At 72.9% G+C, this 19809-nt stretch carries 18 protein-coding genes and 1 pseudogene; 5 read left to right on the forward strand and 14 right to left on the reverse strand.

Features of this window, described 5'->3' with window-relative positions; translation table 11 throughout:
• The first annotated feature begins 38 nt into the window (after positions 1-38).
• Positions 39-930 (forward strand): annotated as a pseudogene (locus E6W39_RS18690) (ROK family protein).
• Entirely contained in the window at positions 927-2108 is a 1182-nt protein-coding gene (gene nagA / locus E6W39_RS18695; RefSeq protein WP_141634488.1) for an N-acetylglucosamine-6-phosphate deacetylase, read from the forward strand. The pseudogene E6W39_RS18690 and the gene nagA overlap by 4 nt, the downstream one beginning before the upstream one ends.
• Before the next feature lie 83 nt (positions 2109-2191).
• Here nagA and E6W39_RS18700 read toward each other — a convergent pair whose 3' ends face one another.
• Together E6W39_RS18700 and E6W39_RS18705 are read right to left on the reverse strand one after the other, a co-directional pair.
• Positions 2192-3244 (reverse strand): carbohydrate-binding protein, encoded by a 1053-nt coding sequence (locus E6W39_RS18700; RefSeq protein ID WP_141634489.1) that lies wholly within the window; start codon positions 3242-3244, stop codon positions 2192-2194.
• A gap of 10 nt (positions 3245-3254) precedes the next feature.
• Positions 3255-5162, reverse strand: coding sequence for a GGDEF domain-containing protein (locus E6W39_RS18705; protein WP_141634490.1), 1908 nt, complete (start codon positions 5160-5162; stop codon positions 3255-3257).
• Positions 5163-5500: 338 nt separating this feature from the next.
• Here E6W39_RS18705 and E6W39_RS18710 point away from each other — a divergent pair, with 338 nt between their 5' ends.
• A complete protein-coding gene (locus tag E6W39_RS18710) occupies positions 5501-6022 on the forward strand; it encodes a flavin reductase family protein (protein WP_228718212.1) in 522 nt (173 codons plus the stop codon).
• Positions 6023-6036: 14 nt separating this feature from the next.
• On the opposite strand, the gene arfB is transcribed toward E6W39_RS18710, so the two are convergent.
• A complete protein-coding gene (gene arfB, locus E6W39_RS18715) occupies positions 6037-6471 on the reverse strand; it encodes an alternative ribosome rescue aminoacyl-tRNA hydrolase ArfB (protein ID WP_141634492.1) in 435 nt (144 codons plus the stop codon).
• 52 nt (positions 6472-6523) lie between these two features.
• Between arfB and E6W39_RS18720 the strand changes: the two genes are divergently transcribed.
• On the forward strand, positions 6524-7009 hold the full coding sequence (locus E6W39_RS18720; protein ID WP_141634493.1) for a TroA family protein: 486 nt from the start codon (positions 6524-6526) through the stop codon (positions 7007-7009).
• A 7-nt stretch (positions 7010-7016) separates the two neighbouring features.
• Here E6W39_RS18720 and E6W39_RS18725 read toward each other — a convergent pair whose 3' ends face one another.
• The 7 genes from E6W39_RS18725 to E6W39_RS18755 form a co-directional block, all read right to left on the reverse strand.
• Entirely contained in the window at positions 7017-8207 is a 1191-nt protein-coding gene (locus tag E6W39_RS18725) for a hypothetical protein (RefSeq protein WP_141634494.1), read from the reverse strand.
• 68 nt (positions 8208-8275) lie between these two features.
• Positions 8276-8773: a DUF3180 domain-containing protein gene (locus E6W39_RS18730; RefSeq protein ID WP_141634495.1), complete on the reverse strand. Its 498-nt coding sequence runs from the start codon at positions 8771-8773 to the stop codon at positions 8276-8278.
• 79 nt (positions 8774-8852) lie between these two features.
• A complete protein-coding gene (gene folK, locus E6W39_RS18735; RefSeq protein WP_141634496.1) occupies positions 8853-9446 on the reverse strand; it encodes a 2-amino-4-hydroxy-6-hydroxymethyldihydropteridine diphosphokinase in 594 nt (197 codons plus the stop codon).
• A gap of 76 nt (positions 9447-9522) precedes the next feature.
• Positions 9523-9885 carry a dihydroneopterin aldolase gene (gene folB, locus E6W39_RS18740; protein ID WP_141634497.1) on the reverse strand — a complete coding sequence of 121 codons (363 nt, stop codon included), beginning with the start codon at positions 9883-9885 and terminating at the stop codon, positions 9523-9525.
• 99 nt (positions 9886-9984) lie between these two features.
• A complete protein-coding gene (locus E6W39_RS18745; RefSeq protein WP_228718213.1) occupies positions 9985-10497 on the reverse strand; it encodes a nuclear transport factor 2 family protein in 513 nt (170 codons plus the stop codon).
• A gap of 31 nt (positions 10498-10528) precedes the next feature.
• The gene (gene folP / locus E6W39_RS18750; RefSeq protein WP_323809158.1) at positions 10529-11335 is read right to left on the reverse strand and encodes a dihydropteroate synthase; all 807 of its coding nucleotides are present in this window, start codon (positions 11333-11335) and stop codon (positions 10529-10531) included.
• 103 nt (positions 11336-11438) lie between these two features.
• Positions 11439-13286, reverse strand: coding sequence for a phosphatidylglycerol lysyltransferase domain-containing protein (locus E6W39_RS18755; RefSeq protein ID WP_141634499.1), 1848 nt, complete (start codon positions 13284-13286; stop codon positions 11439-11441).
• A gap of 369 nt (positions 13287-13655) precedes the next feature.
• Here E6W39_RS18755 and E6W39_RS18760 point away from each other — a divergent pair, with 369 nt between their 5' ends.
• On the forward strand, positions 13656-14834 hold the full coding sequence (locus E6W39_RS18760) for an alpha/beta hydrolase (protein WP_141634500.1): 1179 nt from the start codon (positions 13656-13658) through the stop codon (positions 14832-14834).
• A gap of 57 nt (positions 14835-14891) precedes the next feature.
• On the opposite strand, the gene folE is transcribed toward E6W39_RS18760, so the two are convergent.
• The 4 genes from folE to tilS form a co-directional block, all read right to left on the reverse strand.
• Positions 14892-15497 carry a GTP cyclohydrolase I FolE gene (gene folE / locus E6W39_RS18765; RefSeq protein WP_141634501.1) on the reverse strand — a complete coding sequence of 202 codons (606 nt, stop codon included), beginning with the start codon at positions 15495-15497 and terminating at the stop codon, positions 14892-14894.
• Between the two features lie 126 nt (positions 15498-15623).
• Positions 15624-17654, reverse strand: a complete 2031-nt coding sequence (ftsH, locus tag E6W39_RS18770; protein WP_141634502.1) for an ATP-dependent zinc metalloprotease FtsH — start codon at positions 17652-17654, stop codon at positions 15624-15626.
• A gap of 273 nt (positions 17655-17927) precedes the next feature.
• Entirely contained in the window at positions 17928-18482 is a 555-nt protein-coding gene (gene hpt, locus E6W39_RS18775) for a hypoxanthine phosphoribosyltransferase (protein ID WP_101381728.1), read from the reverse strand.
• A gap of 41 nt (positions 18483-18523) precedes the next feature.
• A complete protein-coding gene (gene tilS, locus E6W39_RS18780) occupies positions 18524-19696 on the reverse strand; it encodes a tRNA lysidine(34) synthetase TilS (RefSeq protein ID WP_141634503.1) in 1173 nt (390 codons plus the stop codon).
• Positions 19697-19809 lie beyond the last annotated feature (113 nt).

The following is a 19809-nucleotide window of genomic DNA, read 5'->3' on the forward strand; positions in this document are numbered from 1 at the left end:
TGAAGCACGTCATCGCACTCGATGTAGGCGGCACCGGCATGAAGGCCGCGCTGCTCGCCCAGGACGGCTCCGTGCTGTTCGAAGCACGCCGACCGACCGGGCGGGAGCACGGCACCGACGCCGTGGTCGCCGCCATCCTCGACTTCGCCGCCGACCTCGCCGAGGAGGGCCGCAGCCGATTCGGCCAGGGTCCGCTCGCGGCCGGCGTCGCGGTGCCGGGGACGATCGACGAGAAGAACGGGATCGCGGTCTTCTCCGCCAACCTCGGCTGGCGGGAGCTGCCGATGCGCGAACTGCTCCGCGAGCGGCTCGGCGGCCTGCCGGTCGCCCTCGGCCACGACGTCCGCTCCGGCGGGCTGGCCGAGGGCGGATCGGTGCCGGCCGCGGGGTCGGGCGGTTCCTCTTCATCGCGCTGGGCACCGGCATCGCCGGAGCCATCGGCATCGACGGCCGGATCGAGTCGGGGGCGCACGGCTACGGCGGCGAGATCGGCCACGTGGTGGTCCGTCCCGGCGGTCCGGCCTGCGGCTGCGGCGCCCGCGGCTGCCTGGAGACGCTGGCCTCGGCCGGCGCGGTCTCCCGGGCCTGGGCCGAGGCGTCGGGCGACCCGGGCGCCGACGCCGCCGACTGCGCGCTGGCGGTGGCCGCCGGCGACCCGGCCGCGACGGCCCTGTGGCAGCGCGCGGTGGACGCCCTCGCCGACGGCATCGTGCTGGCGCAGAGCCTGCTCGACCCGTCGACGGTGATCGTCGGCGGCGGGCTGGCCGAGGCCGGTGACACGCTCTTCACACCCCTGCGCGCGGCGGTCGCCGAGCGGCTGACCTTCCAGGTGCCCCGAAGGTGGTCCCGGCCATGCTCAAAGACACCGCCGCTTCCCTGGGCGCCGGCCTGCTCGCCTGGGATCTGCTCTCAACGGAGGTGACCGCGTGACCGCGGAGGAAACAATCCTGGCCGGTGCCCGGCTGGTGCTGCCCAGCGGCGTCGTCGAGGACGGCCGGCTGGCCTTCTCGGGTGGCACCATCACCGGGATCGGCGGCCCCAGGGCAGCCGGCGACCTGGACCTGACCGCCCTGGACCTGACAGGCTTCACCGTGGTCCCGGGGTTCGTCGACCTGCACGTGCACGGCGGCGGCGGTGCCTCCTACGCCTCCGGGAGCGCCGAGGAGGCGCTGGTCGCCGCCCGCACCCACCTGGAGCACGGCACCACCACCACGGTCGCCTCCACCGTCACCGGCGAGATCGACGAGGTCTGCCGGCAGGCGGCGGTGCTGTCCGAGCTGGTCGAGGACGGGGTGCTGGCCGGGGTGCACTTCGAGGGCCCGTTCATCTCCCCCGGGCGCTGCGGTGCGCACCGCCCGGACCTGCTGCGCGAGCCGGACCCGGCGCTGGTCCGCAAGCTGGTGGACGCCGCCCGCGGCACCGCCAGGATGGTCACGCTGGCCCCGGAGCTGCCCGGCGGTCTGGAGTCGGTCCGGATGCTGGCCGACCTCGGGGTGATCGCGGCGGTCGGCCACACCGACTGCGACTACACCAAGACCCTGGAGGCGGTGGACGCCGGCGCCACCGTCGCCACCCACCTGTTCAACGCGATGCCGAGCATCAACCACCGGGCGCCCGGCCCGATCGTCGCCCTGCTGGAGGACGAGCGGGTCACCGTCGAGCTGATCAACGACGGCGTCCACCTGCACCCGTCGGTGCTGGACCTGGCCTACGGCGCAGCCGGTGCCGAGCGGGTCGCGCTGATCACGGACGCGATGGGCGCGGCCGGGATGGGCGACGGCCTCTACCCGCTGGGCCCGCTCCAGGTCCGGGTCGAGGACGGCGTCGCCCGGCTGGTGGAGGGCGGCTCGATCGCCGGCTCCACGCTCACCCTGGACGTCGCCTTCAAGCGCTCCGTCCTCGTCAACAAGCTGAGCCTCACCCAGACCGTGCGGTCCATCTCGACCAACCCGGCCGCCCTGCTCGGCCTGTCCGACTCGATCGGCTCGCTGGCCGTCGGGAAGAACGCCGACCTGGCGGTGTTCGACTCCGAGACCTACGACCTGGTCGCCGTGGTCCGCCGCGGCGAGTGGATCACCGGCGCCGAGCGCTTCTCCAGCGGAAGCTGAGCACCACTCAGCTATCCCTCGGGAGGAGCCCGGTGACCGGCACCTCCCGAGGGGAAGCCCCGGCCCGACGGACCGACCGGCTGTCAGCCGGTCGGTGAAGCCGCGCCCTGGGACGGGTAGTTGCCGTCCACGTTCATCCCGGTCAGCGCCATCTGGTCCAGCATCACCGGACCGCCGCTGGTGGTCACCACGATGGTGTTGGTCCCGGCCTGCAGCTGCGGGCTCACCCAGGTGAACGACCACGCCTTCGTGGGGTCGCCGCCGGTGTCCCAGCTCTTGAAGGTGGTGCCGCCCGGGTGGTCCTGGCCGTTCACGGTGACCGCGACCTTCACCGGGCCGCCGCTGGTGTTGCCGTAGTGGAACCAGATCTTCCCGAGGCCGGCGGTCGGCACGTTCACCGTGAACGTCGCCGTGGAGCCCGCCTGCATCTGCAGGTAGCTGCCGTCGGCGGAGACCGCGCCCTTTATCGAGTTGGTCAGCGTCGCGCCGCCGCCCGGCTGCGCCTTTGAGGCGTCCACGAAGCCGCCCGAGGCAGCGCTCGGCGAGGGCGGCGGGGACGACGCGGCGGTCGAGGCCGACGGTGCCGGGCTGCCGGCGCTGGAGTGGCCGGCGCTGCCGGTCGGCCCGGGGGCGGCGTTGTCCTTCTTGGTGCCGTCGTTGCCGGAGAGCGCGATGCCGGCGCCGATCGCGATCGCCGCGATCACCGCCACCACGCCGATCACCGCGCCCTTGCCGCGCCCGCGCGGCGCGTCCTCGCCGGGCCGCGGCCGGGACCGCTCGGCGTACCGGGGCTGCTGGTGCGGCAACTGGGCGGCGGGGTCGCCGTAGCCGGGCTGCTGCTGTTGCTGCTGAAGGTAGGGCGGCGGCGGGCCCTGCGGCGGACGGGGGGCCTGCTGGCCGTACTGCGCCTGCTGGCCGTACTGGGCCCGGCCGACCTCCATCGGACGGTACGCGGTGCGCGGGGCAGCAGGCGGCTGCTCGACGCCCGGCGCGCCCTCGGCGGGCCGGTACAGGTACCCGAACGGGTCGTCTTCCTGCGGGGCGCCGCCCGCGCCGTCCTCGGGCCCCTGGCCGCCGGCCGTCATCGCGCTGATCAACTCCCCGTCGCTGTGCTGGTGCACCTGTACCCAGGGCACCCTACAGGGGCTACACGGCGCGCCGGTGCGAGCGTTCCCCCCGGGAGCCGCGCAGCGTGCCGCCCCGGGCCCGCTTCTCGTCGTACATCCGCTTGTCCGCTTGGTGCAGCACCTCCTCGATGCTCATGCCGCAGCCGGCCCAGCCGATCCCCAGGCTGACCCCGACCCGCATCACCCGCCCGGCTATCCGCATCGGCGGCTGCACCGCGCCGCGCAGCCGCACCGCCAGGTCGGTGGCCTCCGAACTGCCTATCGAGTCGGCCAGCACCACGAACTCGTCGCCGCCCAGCCGGGCCACCGTGTCACCCTCGCGGACCGCCTGCTGGAGCCGCCGGGCCACCTCCACCAGCACCGCGTCGCCCGCGTTGTGGCCGAACCGGTCGTTCACCGACTTGAAGCCGTCCAGATCGCAGAAGAGCACCGCCAGCCCCTTCTGCGGGGCCGGACCGGCGGCCTGCGGGCCGTGCCAGGGCTCCGGGGCGGCGTCCGGGTCGCCCGGCACCACGGCGTGCACGTGGTCCGGCGGCGGGGCGCCGTACCCCTCGTGCGCGGCCAGGCCCGGCATGCCGCGCTCGGCGTACCCGTGGGTCAGGGTGCCGCAGCCCCCGGCGCCCTGCTCCGCGAGGTCGCCGTGGGCCCCGTGGCCGGGCGCCGACGGGCCGCCGACCCCGGCCGGCACCGGGGATGCCGAACGCGGCCCGTGCGGCCCGTGGAAGCCCGTACTGCCGGGTGCGGCGGGCACCGTCTCCAGGGCGCAGGGACCGCCGACGGGCTCCCCCCGCCCCCGCCCCGGCGGAGCCCCGTCGTGCGCCGCCGCGCTGCCCGGGCCCTGCGGCAGCGCGCAGAGCCGGCGGGCCAGCCGGGCCCGCAGCTCGGCGCCGTTGGGCAGGCCGGTCAACGCGTCATGGCTGGCCCGGTGGGCCAGCTGGAGTTCGTGCCGCTTGCGCTCCTCGATGTCCTCGACGTGGGTGAGCAGGAAGGTCGGGCCCTCGGCGGCGTCCGCGACGATCGAGTTGCGCAGGCAGACCCACTGGTAGCTGCCGTCCCGCCGCAGCAGCCGCAACTCGGCCCGGCCGCTCTCGGTGCTGGTGCGCTCCAGCAGGCCCCGGTCGTCGGGGTGCACCAGGTCGAGGAAGCTGTGCTGGCGCAGGCTCGCCCGGGAGCGGCCGAGCAGCCGGCAGAGCGCGTCGTTGACCCGGGTCAGCTGGCCGCGGGCGGGGCCGTGCAGCTCCGTGATGGCCATCCCGCTGGGGGCGTACTCGAAGGCCTGGCGGAAGCTCTCCTCGCTGGCCCGCAGCGCCTGCTGGTCCTTCTCCATCCGGGCCAGCGCCCGCTGCATCTCGGCCCGCAGCCGGGCGTTGCCGATCGCGATCGAGGCCTGCAGCGAGAACATCTCCAGGGCCTCGCGGGTCCACGCGCCCGGGCGTTTGCCGCTGCGCGGGCGGTCCACGCTGAGCACCCCGAGCAGGTCGCCGCCGGCGCTGTACATCGGGGCCAGCAGGCCGTCCTCGGGGTGCCAGTCGTTGGCGTAGACCGGCAGCGGGCCGTCGCCGGTCCAGCGCGGGATGTCGGGCTCGACCGCCCAGCCGCGGTCGTACGGCAGGAACCGCAGCGCGCCCCAGTGGTCGGCGGCGGCCAGCAGCCGGTCCCAGGAGGCCCGGCTGCCCACCTGGCCGAGCAGCACCGCGGGGCCGCCGTAGTCGCGCTCCTCGAACTCCCAGACCGCCGCCACCACCAGATCGCCGTCCGGGCGGACCAGGCTGACCGCGGCCGCGTCGAAGCCCAGACCGTGCACCGCCCCCTCGACGACGGCCTGCAAGGTGCCCGCCAGGCTGCGGGCAGCATTGAGGTCCGCCACGACCCGGTGCAAGGTGCGAAGGGTCGCGAGGCGGACGTACGGCTCCGACTCGGCTTCCATGCGGGGGCTCCCCCGGTTCTTCGGGTGGGTCTTGATGGTTATCGTCCGATTGCCAGAAGAACTGAATCACAGCGAGCACAACGATCGGCACGCTCGGTCAGCAATAGGTCGTTACTTGTGACTCAAATCACAGAACGCATAGAGAGGCAAACCCGGTTCATCTCGGTCATGCCCGGACAGGATCCGGCGATGGCCAACTTCGAGGTGGGTCGTGCCCGGTCCGTGCCGCCGCGCCCCTTGCGGATGCCCGGGTATGGGCACCCGGGAAGGGGACTAGGACCCGACTTAGGACCACCGCCGGATGCCGTCGACACAGCCCGGGGGCTACCGTGCGGTACGTGTCCACCTCGCCGCAGCACCTCACCACCCCCAACGCCACCCCGGACGAGTTCCGCGCCGCGCTCACCCAGCTGGCCTCCGGAGTCGCCCTGGTGACCGCCTCCGACGCGGGCGACGACGCGGGCATGACCGCGACTTCGTTCCTGTCGGTCTCGCTGGAACCGCCGCTGGTGCTGGTCTCGGTGCGCGAGGACTCCCGGATGGACGAACTGCTCTCCCGGATCGACCTGTGGGCCGTCTCGCTCCTCGGCGAGGAGCACAAGGCGGTGGCCGCCCGGTTCGCCATGAAGGGGCGGCTCAGCGACCGCCTGCTGTTCGCCGACACCCCGCACGAGCGCTCCGAGCTCACCGACTCACCGCTGATCGACGGCGCCCTGGCGACCGTGGAGTGCCGCACCGAGCAGCGGATAGCCGCGGGCGACCACACCCTGGTGCTCGGCCGGGTGCTGCGGGCCCGGGTGCCGGCCCCGGACGGCCGGCCGCTGCTCTACTTCCGCGGCGGCTACCGGCAGCTGGGCTGAGCCGGGCCCGGTGCCTAATCGGTGGCGCGCGGCGCCGACCGGCCGCGCTTGAGCTCCGCGCGGTGCTTCTTGTTCGACAGCCGCCGCTCGACCATCCCGCGGCTGGGCTTGGTGGCCCGGCGGGCCTTGGGCGGCGGGGCGGTCGCCTCACCGAGCAGCGAGGCCAGCCGGGCGGCCGCCACCTCGCGGTTGCGCCACTGCGAGCGGTGCTCGCTGGCCCGCACCACCAGCACCCGGCCGTCCACCAGCCGGTTCGCCAGCCGCTCCAGGGCGCGCTGCTTCCAGACCTCGGGCAGCGCCGCGGAGGCCACCAGGTCGTAGCGGAGCTCGACCTGGGTGTCGGAGGTGTTCACATGCTGGCCACCGGGGCCGCTGGATCGGGAGAAGCGCCAGACGAGCTCGGCGTCCGGCACCACCACCGAGCCCCGAACGCGCACTGGCTCGGGCATGCCCCCATCATCCCGGGCGTACCCCCGCCGCGTCACGCGGTTAAATGAGCAGGTGATCGAGCTCGGCTACTCCCTCTCGCTGCGGATCCCCGACCCCCCGCAGACCGACTACCGCACCGCCTCCGTGAAGGCGCTGCGGCACGACCTGTTCTGCGGGGACGTGTACGTGGCCCAGGACGAGCTGGAGTTGTCCACCGCCTGGGGCTGGGTGCCGGTGCTGGACTTCGCCTGGGCGCTGTGCGACATCGTGGAGCAGCTGGACGAGGACCCGCGCGGCAGCCGGGCCGCCGCGCTGCGCACCGCCGACCTGGACTTCACCCAGAACACCGAACTGCTCAGGTTCGCCCGGCGGTTCGGGCATGTGGAGATCATCGCGAGCTGGCTGGACGAACCGCCGCTGGTGGTGCGCCACGAGGAACTGCGCCGCGAGGCCCGGGACTTCCTGCAGGACGTGCTGGCCGATCTGACCGACCTGCACCCGGAGCTGGGCGACAACCCGAACATCTGGGTGCTGGCCGGTCGTTATCCGCGAATCTGAGTAACGCTCAACTCTTCGAGCGGACTTCAGCTGTGCTTGGCGCGCAGCTCGACGACGTCCAGCAGCTCGGTCTCGTCTTCGGGGTCAGGTCGACCACCTCGCTGCCGACCACCTCGTCGCCCAGCACATCGGCCAGGTCGTCCTGCGCCGGGCCGGCCTGCTCGGGCTCCGCCACCGCCCGCTCGGCGCGCTGCTGGACCAGCTCGCCGACCGAGCGCACCGACGGGGCCGGGGCGGCCACCCGCGGTGCCGCGCCCCGGTCGAAGAAGCTGAACGACGGTGCGGGACGGCTGCCCGGCACCGGCGGGCGCGGGCGCTGCCGGGCCACCGGCACCATGGCGGCGGCCGCGGCGGCCTGCTCGGTGGGCGCGGCGAGCATCGGGCGCACCGGGGAGGCGGCCACCGCGGGGCGCTCGCCGGGGGTCTGCGCGGCGGGCCCGGCCTCGGTAGCCGCGGGTGCGGCCTTCGGCCGGGCGGCCGGCTCGACGACGGCCGGCGTGTGCCGGGCGCGCACCTCGGGCAGCGCGGCGGGCACCGCGTCCGGCAGGGCGGCGGGCAGCGACTCGGGCAGCGCGGGGGCCTCGGTGGGCCGCGCCGACGGCAGTGCGGCGGGCTGCCGGGCGGCCTGGCGGCGCGCCAGGTGCTCGGCCTGCGCCTCGGCCAGCTCGGCACGGCGGGCCATCGCGCGCAGCGCGTTCGCCGCCCGCAGATAGGCGACCGGGGTCACCGGGTGCTTGGGGCGGGCCGCCTCGATGGCCCGCTGCGTCGCCTCGGCCTCCTTGAGCGCCTGCTCGGCGGCCAGCACCGCGCGCTCCTTGAGCAGCCGGGCGATCTCGGTCTCCGCCTTCGCCAGCCGGGACTTCTCCGCGGTCAGCCGGCGGCCGAGCCGGGCCGCCCGCTCCTCGGCCACCTCGGCAGCGTACTCGGCCTCGGCGAGTTGCTCCTCGAACCGCTCCTCGTCACGGATCCGGCGGGCCGCGGCGGCATCGGCGGCGGCCCGGGCGGCGCGGTCGCGCTGCCGCAGCACCATCGCCAGGCCGAGCACGGCCAGCACCGCGGCCGCCCCGACCGAGCGGACCACCATGTGGTCCGCGCCGAGCAGCAGCTCGGCGAGCGCGGCCACCGTGAGGACGGCCGCGGCGGCGGGGCCGATCGCACGGCTGAGGAGCGAGGAGTGTCGGTGGCGTCCGCGAGGCATGGTCAAAAAACTAGCGTGCGCCGAACCTGAGTGTTTCCTTGGGGTGGGGGCCTGCGGCCGATGCCTGGTCAGCGCGTCGACGAGGCCGGGCCCTTGCCCCGGTCGTGGTTGCCGCCGTCCTCCGGGAGCTTGCAGATGTGCTGCAGCCACAGGGCCACCGCGACCACGGCGGCACCCGCCAGCACCGCCAGCCCGGCGGTGATCGCCGGGCCGCGGTGGGAGTCGAAGTCCGGCAGGGTGAGCAGTTCGATGCCCAGGCCCGCGTAGATCCCGCTGACCACCGCGGAGGCCAGCGCACTGGCCTGCCCGAGCACCACGGCCCGGGCGGCCAGCAGCGGGTCGACCCGCTTGGCGCCCGGCGCCCGGTCCCGGATCGCCTTCAGCCGGGACCGCAGCGAGACGGCCACCGCCAGCAGGATCACGGCGACCACCGCCAGCACCACCGGTGCGGCGGCGGGCGTGCCGGGCAGCGTGTCCAGCGAGTTCCACAACTTCGCGCCGGCCCAGGCGAGGGCCGTGGTGACCACGAAGATGGCCAGCAGGAGACGCAGGCGCAGCGGCTTCACTTCCGGGTGTTCCCTTCTGACGGACGGTCGGCCGTCGCCTCGACCCTACTCCGGCGGCCGCGGCCCGACGGCGGCCTGCCTACTGCGGCAGCTGCAGCCCGATGTCGGTGCGGCGGCGCACGTCCTGGCTGTCCCCGATGGCGGCGAGCAGCTCGGCGACCGGCCCGTGCCCGGGCAGCTCGGCGGCCGGGTCGGCGTCCAACCAGGGAGCCAGCACGAAGGCCCGCTCATGCGCCCGCGGGTGCGGCAGCAGCAGCACCGGGTCCTCGCTCAGCACGCCCTGGAAGCTGATGATGTCGACGTCCAGGGTGCGGGCACCCCAGCGCACGGTGCGCTCCCGGCCGAACGCGTCCTCGATCGCGTTGGCCCGCTCCAGCAGCGAGTACGGCGGCAGCGTGGTGCGCAGCAGCACCACGGCGTTGTAGTAGTTGGGCTGCTCGGCGGGGCCGCCCAGCGCCTCGGTCTCGAAGACGCCGGACACGCCGGTGATCTTCAGGCCGGGGGTGTCGCCCAGTGCGTCCACCGCGCCCTGCAGGGTCTCCAGCCGGTTGCCCAGGTTGCTGCCCAGGGCCACCACGGCGGTGCGCGGGTTGGCCAGCGTGGTGTCGGCGCTGTCCAGACGGTGCTGCAGGTTGAAGGTGGTCGGGGTGGCGGTCGGGTCGCTGGTGCTCATCGATCGTCCTCCTGGGCGTGGGGGGCGTTCCCGGCCGAAGGCTCAGGGAAGCGGCTGGGCGGTCGTACGGGGGCCGTCACGGGCGGCCCCGGTGGATGGTGACGGTCACGTCGTCGAAGGGCACGGTGATCGGCGCGTCCGGCTTGTGGACGGTGACCTCGACCTCCTCGACCGGGTCGTGCTTGAGGCACTGGTCGGCGATCCGCTGGGCCAGCGTCTCGATCAGGTCCACCGGCTCGCCGGCGATGATCGCGGTGACCTCCTCCGCGACGATCCCGTAGTGGGCCGTGCGGGTGAGGTCGTCACCGGAGGCAGCCGGGCGGGTGTCGAGGTGGAGCACCACGTCGACCACGAAGGTCTGGCCCTCGATCCGCTCGCGCTCGAAGACGCCGTGGTGGCCGCGGGCGCGCAAGCCCTTCAGGGTGACACGGTCAAGCACCAGAAATCACTGCTCCTGATCTGGGTCCGGCGGGCCCCGTCGCCCACCGACCATCGAATCTACCCTCGGCTGCCGACGGTTCGGTCCCGGGGCCGGACGTCAGCCCCGGTCATCGTCGTCGTCATCGTCATCGCCGCTGGTCAGCACCGGTGAGCCGTGGTGCGACCAGAGCCGCCAGCCGTCCGGGGTGCGGCGGAACAGGTTGGTGGCGACCACCTTGCCGCCGACCAGCGGGCCCAGCTCCCCCTCCTCCTCGGCCTCGCCGCCGGACAGGATGTTCTCGGTGCAGGTGACCAGCGCCACATCGCCCTGCACCTCGACCTCGACATCGGTCAGGAAGAACTGGATGTACTCCGTGTTCATCATGATCAGGAGGTAGGAGCGGGTCACCTGGGCCCGGCCGCGCAGCACCGGCCAGCCGGGGTGCACGCAGACCACGCCGCCCTTGTCGTCGGCGTCGGCGGCGGAGAGCCAGACGTCCTCCAGCGCCTCCAGGTCGTTGTTCTCCAGCGACTCGTACAGCCGCTGGTTCGCGGCCAGCACCGCCTCGCGGTCGGCCTCCAGGGCCGCCGTCTTGCCGTTGTTGCCGTTGCCCAGCGAGTCACCGGTCACGCCACCACCCACCTTCCGTCCGCCCGTCTGCTCAGCTCGGCCCGGCGGCGCGCCAGGCGGCGACCACCCGGACGGCGTCCGCGGTGCCCGCCACGTCGTGCACCCGCACCGCCCAGGCCCCCGCTCGGGCCGACAGCACCGAGATCGCCGCGGTCGCGTCGTCGCGCCGGCGGGGTGGACGCAGCTCGCCGGTTTGCGGGTCGGCGAGCAGCGTACCCAGGAACCGCTTGCGCGATGCGGCCACCAGTACCGGGTGGCCCAAGGCGGTCAGCGCGTCCAAACCTCCCAGCAGCGCCCAGTTGTGCTCGGCAGTCTTCGCGAAACCGAGCCCCGGGTCCAGGATCAGCTGCTCCGCCTTGACCCCGGCCGCGAGCAGCGCCTCCATCCGGGCGGTCAGCTCGGCGACCACATCGGCCACCACGTCGCCGTAGACGGCCCGCTGCTCCATGTCGGCCGACTGGCCGCGCCAGTGCATCACCACGAACGGAGCCCCGCTGTCGGCCACCACCTGGGCCATCGCCGGGTCGGCCAGCCCGCCGGAGACGTCGTTGACCAGCACCGCACCGGCCGCCAGCGACTGCTCGGCCACCGCGGCGCGCATGGTGTCCACCGAGACCAGAACCCCGGCGCCGGCCAGCTCGCGCACCACCGGGATCACCCGGCGCAGCTCCTCCTCCTCGGTGACCCGCTGGGAGCCCGGCCGGGTCGACTCGCCGCCCACGTCCACCAGGTCGGCGCCGCGGGCCACCAGGTCGAGGCCGTGCGCCACCGCCTTGTGCGGATCCAGCCAGCGGCCGCCGTCCGAGAAGGAGTCGGGGGTCACATTGACGACCCCCATCACGGCACAGCGATCAAAAACCGGCAAACCGGGCAACGGGTTGTTCATGGGCCCATTATCGGCCCGCAACCCGCTGCCCGGTCTGTCAGTCTGCCGGTGCGGCTCAGGCGGCCGGGGCGATCGAGCCCGACTGCTCGGCCGACGCCGGCATCAGCCCCTGGCGCTGCTTCTTGCGGCCGAACCGCGGCATGCCCAGGGTGATGAACGCCTCCGCCTGCATCGCCGCGAAGCCGATCCGCGGCAGGTCCCGGGTGTTCGGGTAGACCAGGAACCGCGGCTCCCACTCCGGCTGGAACTTGGCGTTGAACTTGTACAGCGACTCGATCTGGAACCAGCGGGAGAGGAAGACCAGCAGCCCGCGCCAGGCCCGCAGCACCGGCCCGGCCCCGATCCGCTCACCGCGGGCCAGCGCCGACCGGAACATCGCGAAGTTCAGCGAGACCCGGCGGATGCCCATCGCGGGCACCGCCTCCAGGGCCGCGACGATCAGCAGCTCGTTGAGGCCGGGGTCGGCCGCCCGGTCGCGGCGCATCAGCTCCAGCGAGATGCCGTCCTCGCCCCAGGGCACGAAGTGCAGCACGGCCTTGAGGTCGTCCGCGTTCGGGTCCTCGCCCTCGCCGGGCGCCTTGTGGGCGGTGACCACCACGCAGTCGTCGTCGCCGGGGTCGCCGAACCGGCCGAGCGCCATCGAGAAGCCGCGCTCGGTGTCGGTGCCCCGCCAGCGGGCGGCGGCATCGGCGATCCGCAGCTTCTCCTCCAGGCTCAGGTCGCCGACCCGGCGCACCTGGCAGGAGTAGCCGTTGCGCTCGATCCGCTTGACCATCTGGCGGACGTTGCGCATCGCCCGGCCGGCCAGCGAGAAGGTGCTGGTGTCCACGATCGCCTCGTCGCCCAGCTCCAGCGCGTCCAGGTGGGCCTCGCGGGTCCAGACCTCGCCGCCGGTCTCGCTGCAGCCCATCACGGCCGGCACCCAGGCGTGCTCCCGGGCCTGCGCCATGAAGGTCTTGATCGCGCCGGGCCAGGCCTCGACGTCGCCCACCGGGTCGCCGGAGGCCAGCATCACGCCGGAGACCACCCGGTAGGAGATGGCTGCCTTGCCGGTCGGCGAGAACAGCACGCTCTTGTCCCGGCGCAGCGCGAAGTAGCCCAGCGAGTCGCGCTTGCCGTGCCGGTCCAGCAGGGCGCGGACCTTGGCCTCGTCGTCGGCGGTGAGCTCCGGCTCCGGCTTGCCCGGGCGCAGCAGCAGGTAGGCGGTGGAGAAGGCGGTCAGCAGGCCGAGGCCGGCCAGCGAGTAGCCGACCACGTCGCCGATCCGGTCCGGGTGGTAGCGGACCGGGCCGTCCAGGCCGAACAGCCCCCAGACCGTCTCCCGGATCCGGGCCATCAGGCTCGGGTGCCCCATCTCGCGGGCCGAGTGCGAGTTGACGATCAAGAAGCCCAGACCGAGGCTGATCGCACCCATCACCACGAAGTTCAGCAGCGCCCGCCAGCGGGTGCGCGGGTCCGCCTTGGCGTAGAACTCGCGGCGGTGCACCAGCATCACCGCGGCGAGCACCAGCGAGACCACGGCCGGGCCGATCTGGTGCCAGCGCACGATGTGCAGCGCCGCGCCGACCGGCAGCAGCACGCAGACCATCCGCCAGGCCCGGCGCTTGCGGCGGCGCAGGGCGTGCGCCAGCAGCACCAGCAGCAGGCCGATCACCAGGGTGCCGGCGGTGGCGATGGTCGTGGTGGTGCCGGGCAGCTCGCCGGCCCAGGTGTGCACCCGGGTGTGGCGCAGCCGCGGGAAGACGCCGCTGGCGATGTCCACCAGACCGATCAGCAGGGTGGCGTAGCCGACCACACCGGGCAGCCAGGCACGCGGTACGGCGGCGGCTTGGGTACGCAGCGTCTGCAGCCCCCTGCGGCGGGGCTGCTCCTGGGACGACTCAGCGGACACGGGAACGCTCATGGAAGTTCAGAGTAGAGGCTGTGCGCGGGTGGCCGATCACCCCGAGGGGTGAGCCGGGAGGGACCTTCATCCTTTTTTCCCAATCCAGACCAAGAGACCGTCAAGAGCGAGTAATGGGTGGCTCACCTGCACCGAGGCGTCCCGTCTCCGGAACGCGGCCGGCCCCCCTGCGAGTGGCGACGCCGAAGTCTAGAGCTTTGGTTCCTGTGGGTGAAGCCGGGCACCTACCAACGGTTCGACCGTGCCGCAACCGGTGCCGCGCACGTTGCCCCTGTGGCACCGCGGCTCGGGTGGCCCGCCCCGAGCGACCCGGGGATGATTGGGCAGCAGTGCCCACCACCATGCTGACGGACCACCAGGGGGTCTGGGATGCAGCTGACCAGCACCGCGCTGGTGTACCTCGCCACGGCCGTCGCCGTGCTCGCGACCGTCGCCACCGTGTGGCTCTGGCCCCGGCTGGCCGGGGGCCGTCCATGGCAACTCCTGGGCCGCATCGGTCTGTTGATCTTCACTCAGCTGGCGGCACTGGCGGTCGCCGGGCTGACGCTCAACAACTCCTACGGCTTCTACACCTCTTGGGGCGACCTGCTGCAGTCCGACACCAGGCCGCTGACCCTGGCCCAGTCGGGCGGCGGACGGTCGGGGCCGCCGTCCGGCGACACCCTGGTGCGGCCCACCGACGAGGGCGGTCTCGGCACGGTGACCGACCTGCCGCAGGGGCCGCCGGAACAGGTCGGCCGGGTGGAGTCGATCCGGGTGACCGGAAAGACCAGCGGACTCTCCGACCAGATGTTCATCTATCTGCCACCCGAATACTTCAATCCCCGGTACTCCCGACAGCGTTTCCCGGTGCTGCTCGCCCTGGCCGGCTACCCCGGCGGGGCGCTGCACCTGCTGACCGAGCTGCACACCCCGCAGCGCGTCTCGGAGCTGCAGCGCACCGGGCGGATGGCGCCCACGGTGGTGGTGCTGGCCCGGCCCACGGTGGCCGCCCCGCGCAACACCGAGTGCGTGGACGTGCCCGGCGGCCCGGCCACCGAGACCTGGTTCGCCAAGGACCTGCCGGCCGCGCTGCGCTCCGCCTACCGGGTGAGCCGGTCGCCGCAGTCCTGGGGCGTGCTGGGGTACTCCACCGGCGGGAGTTGCGCGCTGCGGCTGGCACTGCGCGACCCCGGCTCCTACGGCAGCGCGGCCGCCCTGCACGCCGACTACCAGGTGGCCGGCGACTGGGCGACCGGGGACCTGTTCGGCGGCAGCCAGCAGCTGGCGCAGGGCTACGACCTGGCGTGGCGGCTGCAGCACCTGCCGGTGCCCGCCTCCTCGCTGCTGATCGTCAGCACCAGGACCGAGGACGACTACCCGGCCACCCAGCAGTTCCTGGCCACCGCCGCGACGGTGACCAAGGCCCATCCGGAGCTCCGGGTGGACTCGCTCTTCCTGCCCGACGGCGGGCACAGCTTCGACACCTGGCGGCGCGAGCTGCCGGCGGCGCTGGAGTGGCTCAGCGACCGGCTGGCACCCCCGCCGGACCGGGAGCCGGCAAGCTGAGCGCCCCTGACCCGCGGTCAGGGGCGCTCAACGGGGCTCACCAGGACCCAGGCGGGCTCAGCGGCTCATGATGAGGCTCATCGCCTCGGCGCGGGTGGCGGGGTCGCGCAGCTGGCCGCGGACGGCCGAGGTGATGGTCTTGGCGCCGGGCTTGCGGATCCCGCGCATCGACATGCACATGTGCTCGCACTCGATCACCACGATCGCCCCGCGCGGCTCCAGGATCCGCATCAGCGAGTCGGCGACCTGGCTGGTCAGGCGCTCCTGCACCTGGGGGCGGCGGGCGTAGACGTCGACCAGCCGGGCCAGCTTGGAAAGGCCGGTGATCTTGCCGCTGACGGACGGGATGTAGCCCACGTGCGCGACGCCCTGGAACGGCACCAGGTGGTGCTCGCAGGTGGAGAACACCTCGATGTCCTTGACCAGCACCATCTCGTCGTGGCCGAGGTCGAAGGTGGTGGTCAGCACGTCCTCCGGCTCCTGCCACAGGCCCGCGAATATCTCCTTGTAGGCGCGCGCCACCCGAGCGGGCGTGTCCAGCAGACCCTCGCGGTCCGGGTCCTCACCGACGGCGATCAGAAGCTCTCGAACGGCGTTCTCGGCCCGCTTCTGGTCGAAGGTACCGATGCCGGACTGTCCGTCGAGCGTCACCGGATCGATCATGCGAGCCTCGCAAACTAGCTGGGTGAAGGGTCTGAACAGCACAGATGCCGCGCCTCAAGGGTACAAACCCTTCAGGCGCGGCATCCATTCCGCTGTTCAACTGCCGCGCGCAAGGCGCCGGCGGCCTCAGTTCTCGGTGGTCTCGCCGGTCACCGGAGGCAGCTTGACGATGTCCACCGGACCGGCACCGGCCGCACCGTTGCTGAGCGCCAGCTCCTTGGGCGACTGCACCGGCGGGCGGGTGGACGGGGTGCGGCGGGCCGACCCGGTCCAGGCCGGACGGGCCGGGCGCTTGACGATCGGGGCGAAGATCTCGGCCAGCTGCTCCTTGTTCAGGGTCTCCTTCTCCAGGAGCTCCAGGACCAGGTTGTCGAGCACGTCCCGGTTCTCGACCAGGATCTCCCAGGCCTCGTTGTGGGCGTTCTCGATCAGCTTCTTGACCTCTTCGTCCACCAGCCCGGCGACCTCCTCGGAGTAGTCGCGCTGGTGGCCCATCTCGCGGCCGAGGAACGGCTCGGAGTTGTCGGTGCCGAACTTGATCGCGCCGAGCCGCTCGGTCATGCCGAACTGGGTGACCATCGCGCGGGCCGTGCTGGTGGCCTTGTCGATGTCGTCGGCGGCACCCGTGGTCGGGTCGTGGAAGACCAGCTCCTCGGCCGCCCGGCCGCCCATCATGTAGGCGAGGCGGTCGAGCATCTCGTTGCGGGTCTGCGAGTACTTGTCCTCCTCCGGCAGCACCATGGTGTAACCCAGGGCGCGGCCGCGGGACAGGATGGTGACCTTGTGCACCGGGTCGGAGTTGGGCGAGGCCGCCGCGACCAGGGCGTGACCGCCCTCGTGGTACGCGGTGATCTTCTTCTCCTTCTCCGACATGATCCGGGTGCGCTTCTGCGGGCCGGCCACCACGCGGTCGATCGCCTCGTCCAGCATGAGGTTGTCGATCAGCTTGCGGTCCGAGCGGGCGGTCAGCAGGGCCGCCTCGTTCAGCACGTTGGACAGGTCGGCACCGGTGAAGCCGGGGGTCCGCTTGGCGACGGCCGACAGGTCGACGTCCGGCGCGATCGGCTTGCCCTTCTGGTGCACCTTGAGGATGTCCAGGCGGCCCTGCAGGTCGGGGCGCTCCACCGCGATCTGGCGGTCGAAGCGGCCCGGGCGCAGCAGCGCCGGGTCCAGGATGTCCGGGCGGTTGGTGGCGGCGATCAGGATCACGCCGCCCTTGACGTCGAAGCCGTCCATCTCGACCAGCAGCTGGTTGAGGGTCTGCTCGCGCTCGTCGTGGCCGCCGCCGAGGCCGGCGCCGCGGTGCCGGCCGACCGCGTCGATCTCGTCGACGAAGATGATCGCCGGCGCGTTCGCCTTGGCCTGCTCGAACAGGTCGCGGACCCGGGAGGCACCGACACCGACGAACATCTCGACGAAGTCCGAGCCGGAGATCGAGTAGAACGGCACGCCCGCCTCGCCCGCGACAGCACGCGCGAGCAGGGTCTTGCCGGTTCCGGGCGGGCCGTAGAGCAGCACACCCTTGGGGATCTTGGCGCCGACCGCCTGGAACTTCGACGGTTCCTGCAGGAACTCCTTGATCTCCTGGAGCTCCTCGACCGCCTCATCGGCACCGGCCACGTCGGAGAAGGTGGTCTTCGGGGTGTCCTTGGTGAGCAGCTTGGCCTTGGACTTGCCGAACTGCATGACCCGAGAGCCGCCACCCTGCATCTGGTTCATCAGGAACAGGAAGATCAGCACGATGACCACGATCGGCAGCATCGAGACCAGCAGGCTGACGAAGGTGGACTGCTTCTCGGGGCTGATGGTGTAGCCCTGCGGGGGCATCAGCGAGGCGTTGTTGGACATCTGCTCGGCGATGTCCTTGCCCTGGTCGCCGATGTACGAGGCCTGGAACTTGGTGCCCGACGGGACCTTGCCGTTGCCACCGGCCGGCAGCGCGGTGCCGTCCTTCAGCTCGATCTTGATCGTCTGGGAGTCACCGGTGGTGATCTGCGCCTGCTTGACGTTGCCAGCGTTAATCGCCTGGACCACCTGGCCGGTGTCCACCGTCTTGTAGCCGTTCGAGTCCGAAACGACGTTCATCAGCACAATGACGGCGACGACTGCCAGGAGGATCCATGCGATCGGCGCGCGGAAGTATCGCTTGACGTCCATCCATGCGGGGCGTTGCCGCCCCGTCCCTCCTGCCACTCAAACGGCACCTGGCGGCACTCGGCCGTCGGCGCTCCTGATGATGTGCGTACGCACCCCGCGCGGCACCGGGTTCGGTCCAGCCGGACCAGTCCAGTACGAAGAGCGGGTAATTTGACCGTACAGCAGTCGCACCCCGCTCCGGGCGGAGCGCAACGTTACGGTCTATGCAGTTGTCCGTTCGCCGACTCCAACGGGTGGAATCGGTGAGGTGTTCCCTTTCGCGCCGATCGGCGCTCAGCCGCCGTACACGTGTGGGGCGAGCGTACCGATGAACGGGAGGTTGCGGAGCTTCTCCGCGTAGTCCAACCCGTACCCGACCACGAATTCGTTGGGGATGTCGAAGCCGACGTACTTGACGTCGATCTCCACCTTGGCCGCGTCCGGCTTGCGCAGCAGGGTGCAGACCTCCAGCGAGGCCGGCCCGCGCGAGCCCAGGTTGCCCAGCAGCCAGGACAGCGTCAGACCGGAGTCGATGATGTCCTCGACGATCAGCACGTCGCGGCCGGCGATGTCGGTGTCCAGGTCCTTCAGGATCCGCACCACGCCGGAGGACTTGGTGCCCATGCCGTACGAGGAGACCGCCATCCAGTCCATGGTGACCTTGGAGTGCAGCGTCCGGGCCAGGTCCGCCATCACCATGACGGCGCCCTTCAGGACACCGACGATCAGCAGGTCCTTCCCCTCGTAATCCCGGTCGATCCGCTCGGCCAGCTCGGCCAGCTTCGCATCGATCTCGTCCTTGCTGATGAGCACCTTTGCCAGATCGGCGCCCATGTCCTTTGCGTCCACCGGGAGTACGTCCTCAAGGGTTCGTGGTCCTGTGCCGGCGGTCAGTCGGTCCGCCGCCGAAACACCAGGTTGCCACACCGGCGGGTGACCTCGATGCCCCCGGGTAGCTGCAGCGGCCCCTGACCGCGCCAGCCGGTGACCAGCGAGTCCACGGTTTCCAGGTGCCGGGCGAACAGGTCGCCGGCCGGGGAGCCGGTGCGCAGCGCCACCCGGCGCAGCACCCGGCGGCGCACCGCGGCCGGCAGCAGACCCAGCTCGGCCACGGAGAGTGAGCTCTGCCCGTCGTGCGGGTCACGGCGGTAGAGGTCCTGCTCGGCACGCTCGGCCCACTGGTCCAGCGCGTCGGCGTCGTCCCGGAACAGCCGGGCGGTGCGGGCCAGCGCCTCCACCACCCCGGCGCCGAGGTGCTTCTCCAGCACCGGGAGGACCTCGTGGCGCACCCGGGAGCGGGTGTAGGCCGGGTCCAGGTTGTGCGGGTCCTCCCAGACCGGGATGGACTGGGCGGCGCAGGCCTGCCGGGTGGCGGCCCGGTCCACGTCCAGCAGCGGGCGGCGGTAGTGGCCCTTGCGGCCCGGCATGCCGGCCAGCGAGCGGGCGCCGGAACCGCGGGCCAGGCCCAGCAGCACGGTCTCGGCCTGGTCGTCCCTGGTGTGGCCGAGGAAGACGGCCAGGGCCCGGTGGCGCTCGGCGGCGGCGTCCAGCGCGGCGTACCGGGCCTCCCGGGCGGCGTTCTCCGGCCCGCCGTGCCGGCCGACCTGCACGGTGACCGCCTCCACCGGGTCGAGGCCGAAGGCGCGCAGCCGCTCGGCGACCTGCCGGGCGCGGTCGGCGCTGCCGTCCTGCAGACCGTGGTCGACGGTGACCGCGCCGACCCGCAGGCCGAGCTTGGGGGCCTCGAAGGCGGTGGCGCTGGCGAGTGCCATGGAGTCGGCTCCGCCGCTGACGGCGACCAGCACCAGCGGTGCGTCGGGGGCGGCGGGGGTGCGCGGCAGCCCGGAGGGGTGGCGGCGGGCGTTGCCGATCAGCACGGTGGCGGGACTGCCGGCGGCGGGGGCGGTGGGCGGCACGGTGGCGGGCAACCGGCTCTGGGCGGTCTGCCTGTTCACGGCGGGGACGGGGGCGGGGGCGCCGGACGCGACGGCCTCGGCCGCCAGGTCCGCCAGGGCGCGGCGGACGGCCAGGCGTATCGCCGCGACCGCGGGGTGTGGGGCCATGGGAAGCAGCTCCTCGGACGGAGGGACCGGTCGGATTGTGACCGAGTGCTCACAGATCGTCGCAGAACGGAAGGCACGCCCGAGCCCCCGCGCCACCGGTACGACCACGGTCC

It is taken from the genome of Kitasatospora acidiphila (genome assembly GCF_006636205.1).
GTDB lineage: Bacteria > Actinomycetota > Actinomycetes > Streptomycetales > Streptomycetaceae > Kitasatospora > Kitasatospora acidiphila.

Bases quoted from the DNA above. Each gene is read 5' to 3' on its own strand.
- folE (WP_141634501.1), bottom strand. From the start codon at position 15,497: ATGATCGATCCGGTGACGCTCGACGGACAGTCCGGCATCGGTACCTTC.
- tilS (WP_141634503.1), bottom strand. From the start codon at position 19,696: ATGGCCCCACACCCCGCGGTCGCGGCGATACGCCTGGCCGTCCGCCGC.
- folP (WP_323809158.1), bottom strand. From the start codon at position 11,335: ATGGGGGTCGTCAATGTGACCCCCGACTCCTTCTCGGACGGCGGCCGC.
- arfB (WP_141634492.1), bottom strand. From the start codon at position 6,471: ATGCCCGAGCCAGTGCGCGTTCGGGGCTCGGTGGTGGTGCCGGACGCC.
- E6W39_RS18755 (WP_141634499.1), bottom strand. From the start codon at position 13,286: ATGAGCGTTCCCGTGTCCGCTGAGTCGTCCCAGGAGCAGCCCCGCCGC.
- folK (WP_141634496.1), bottom strand. From the start codon at position 9,446: ATGAGCACCAGCGACCCGACCGCCACCCCGACCACCTTCAACCTGCAG.
- E6W39_RS18760 (WP_141634500.1), top strand. From the start codon at position 13,656: ATGCAGCTGACCAGCACCGCGCTGGTGTACCTCGCCACGGCCGTCGCC.
- ftsH (WP_141634502.1), bottom strand. From the start codon at position 17,654: ATGGACGTCAAGCGATACTTCCGCGCGCCGATCGCATGGATCCTCCTG.
- E6W39_RS18705 (WP_141634490.1), bottom strand. From the start codon at position 5,162: ATGGAAGCCGAGTCGGAGCCGTACGTCCGCCTCGCGACCCTTCGCACC.
- E6W39_RS18725 (WP_141634494.1), bottom strand. From the start codon at position 8,207: ATGCCTCGCGGACGCCACCGACACTCCTCGCTCCTCAGCCGTGCGATC.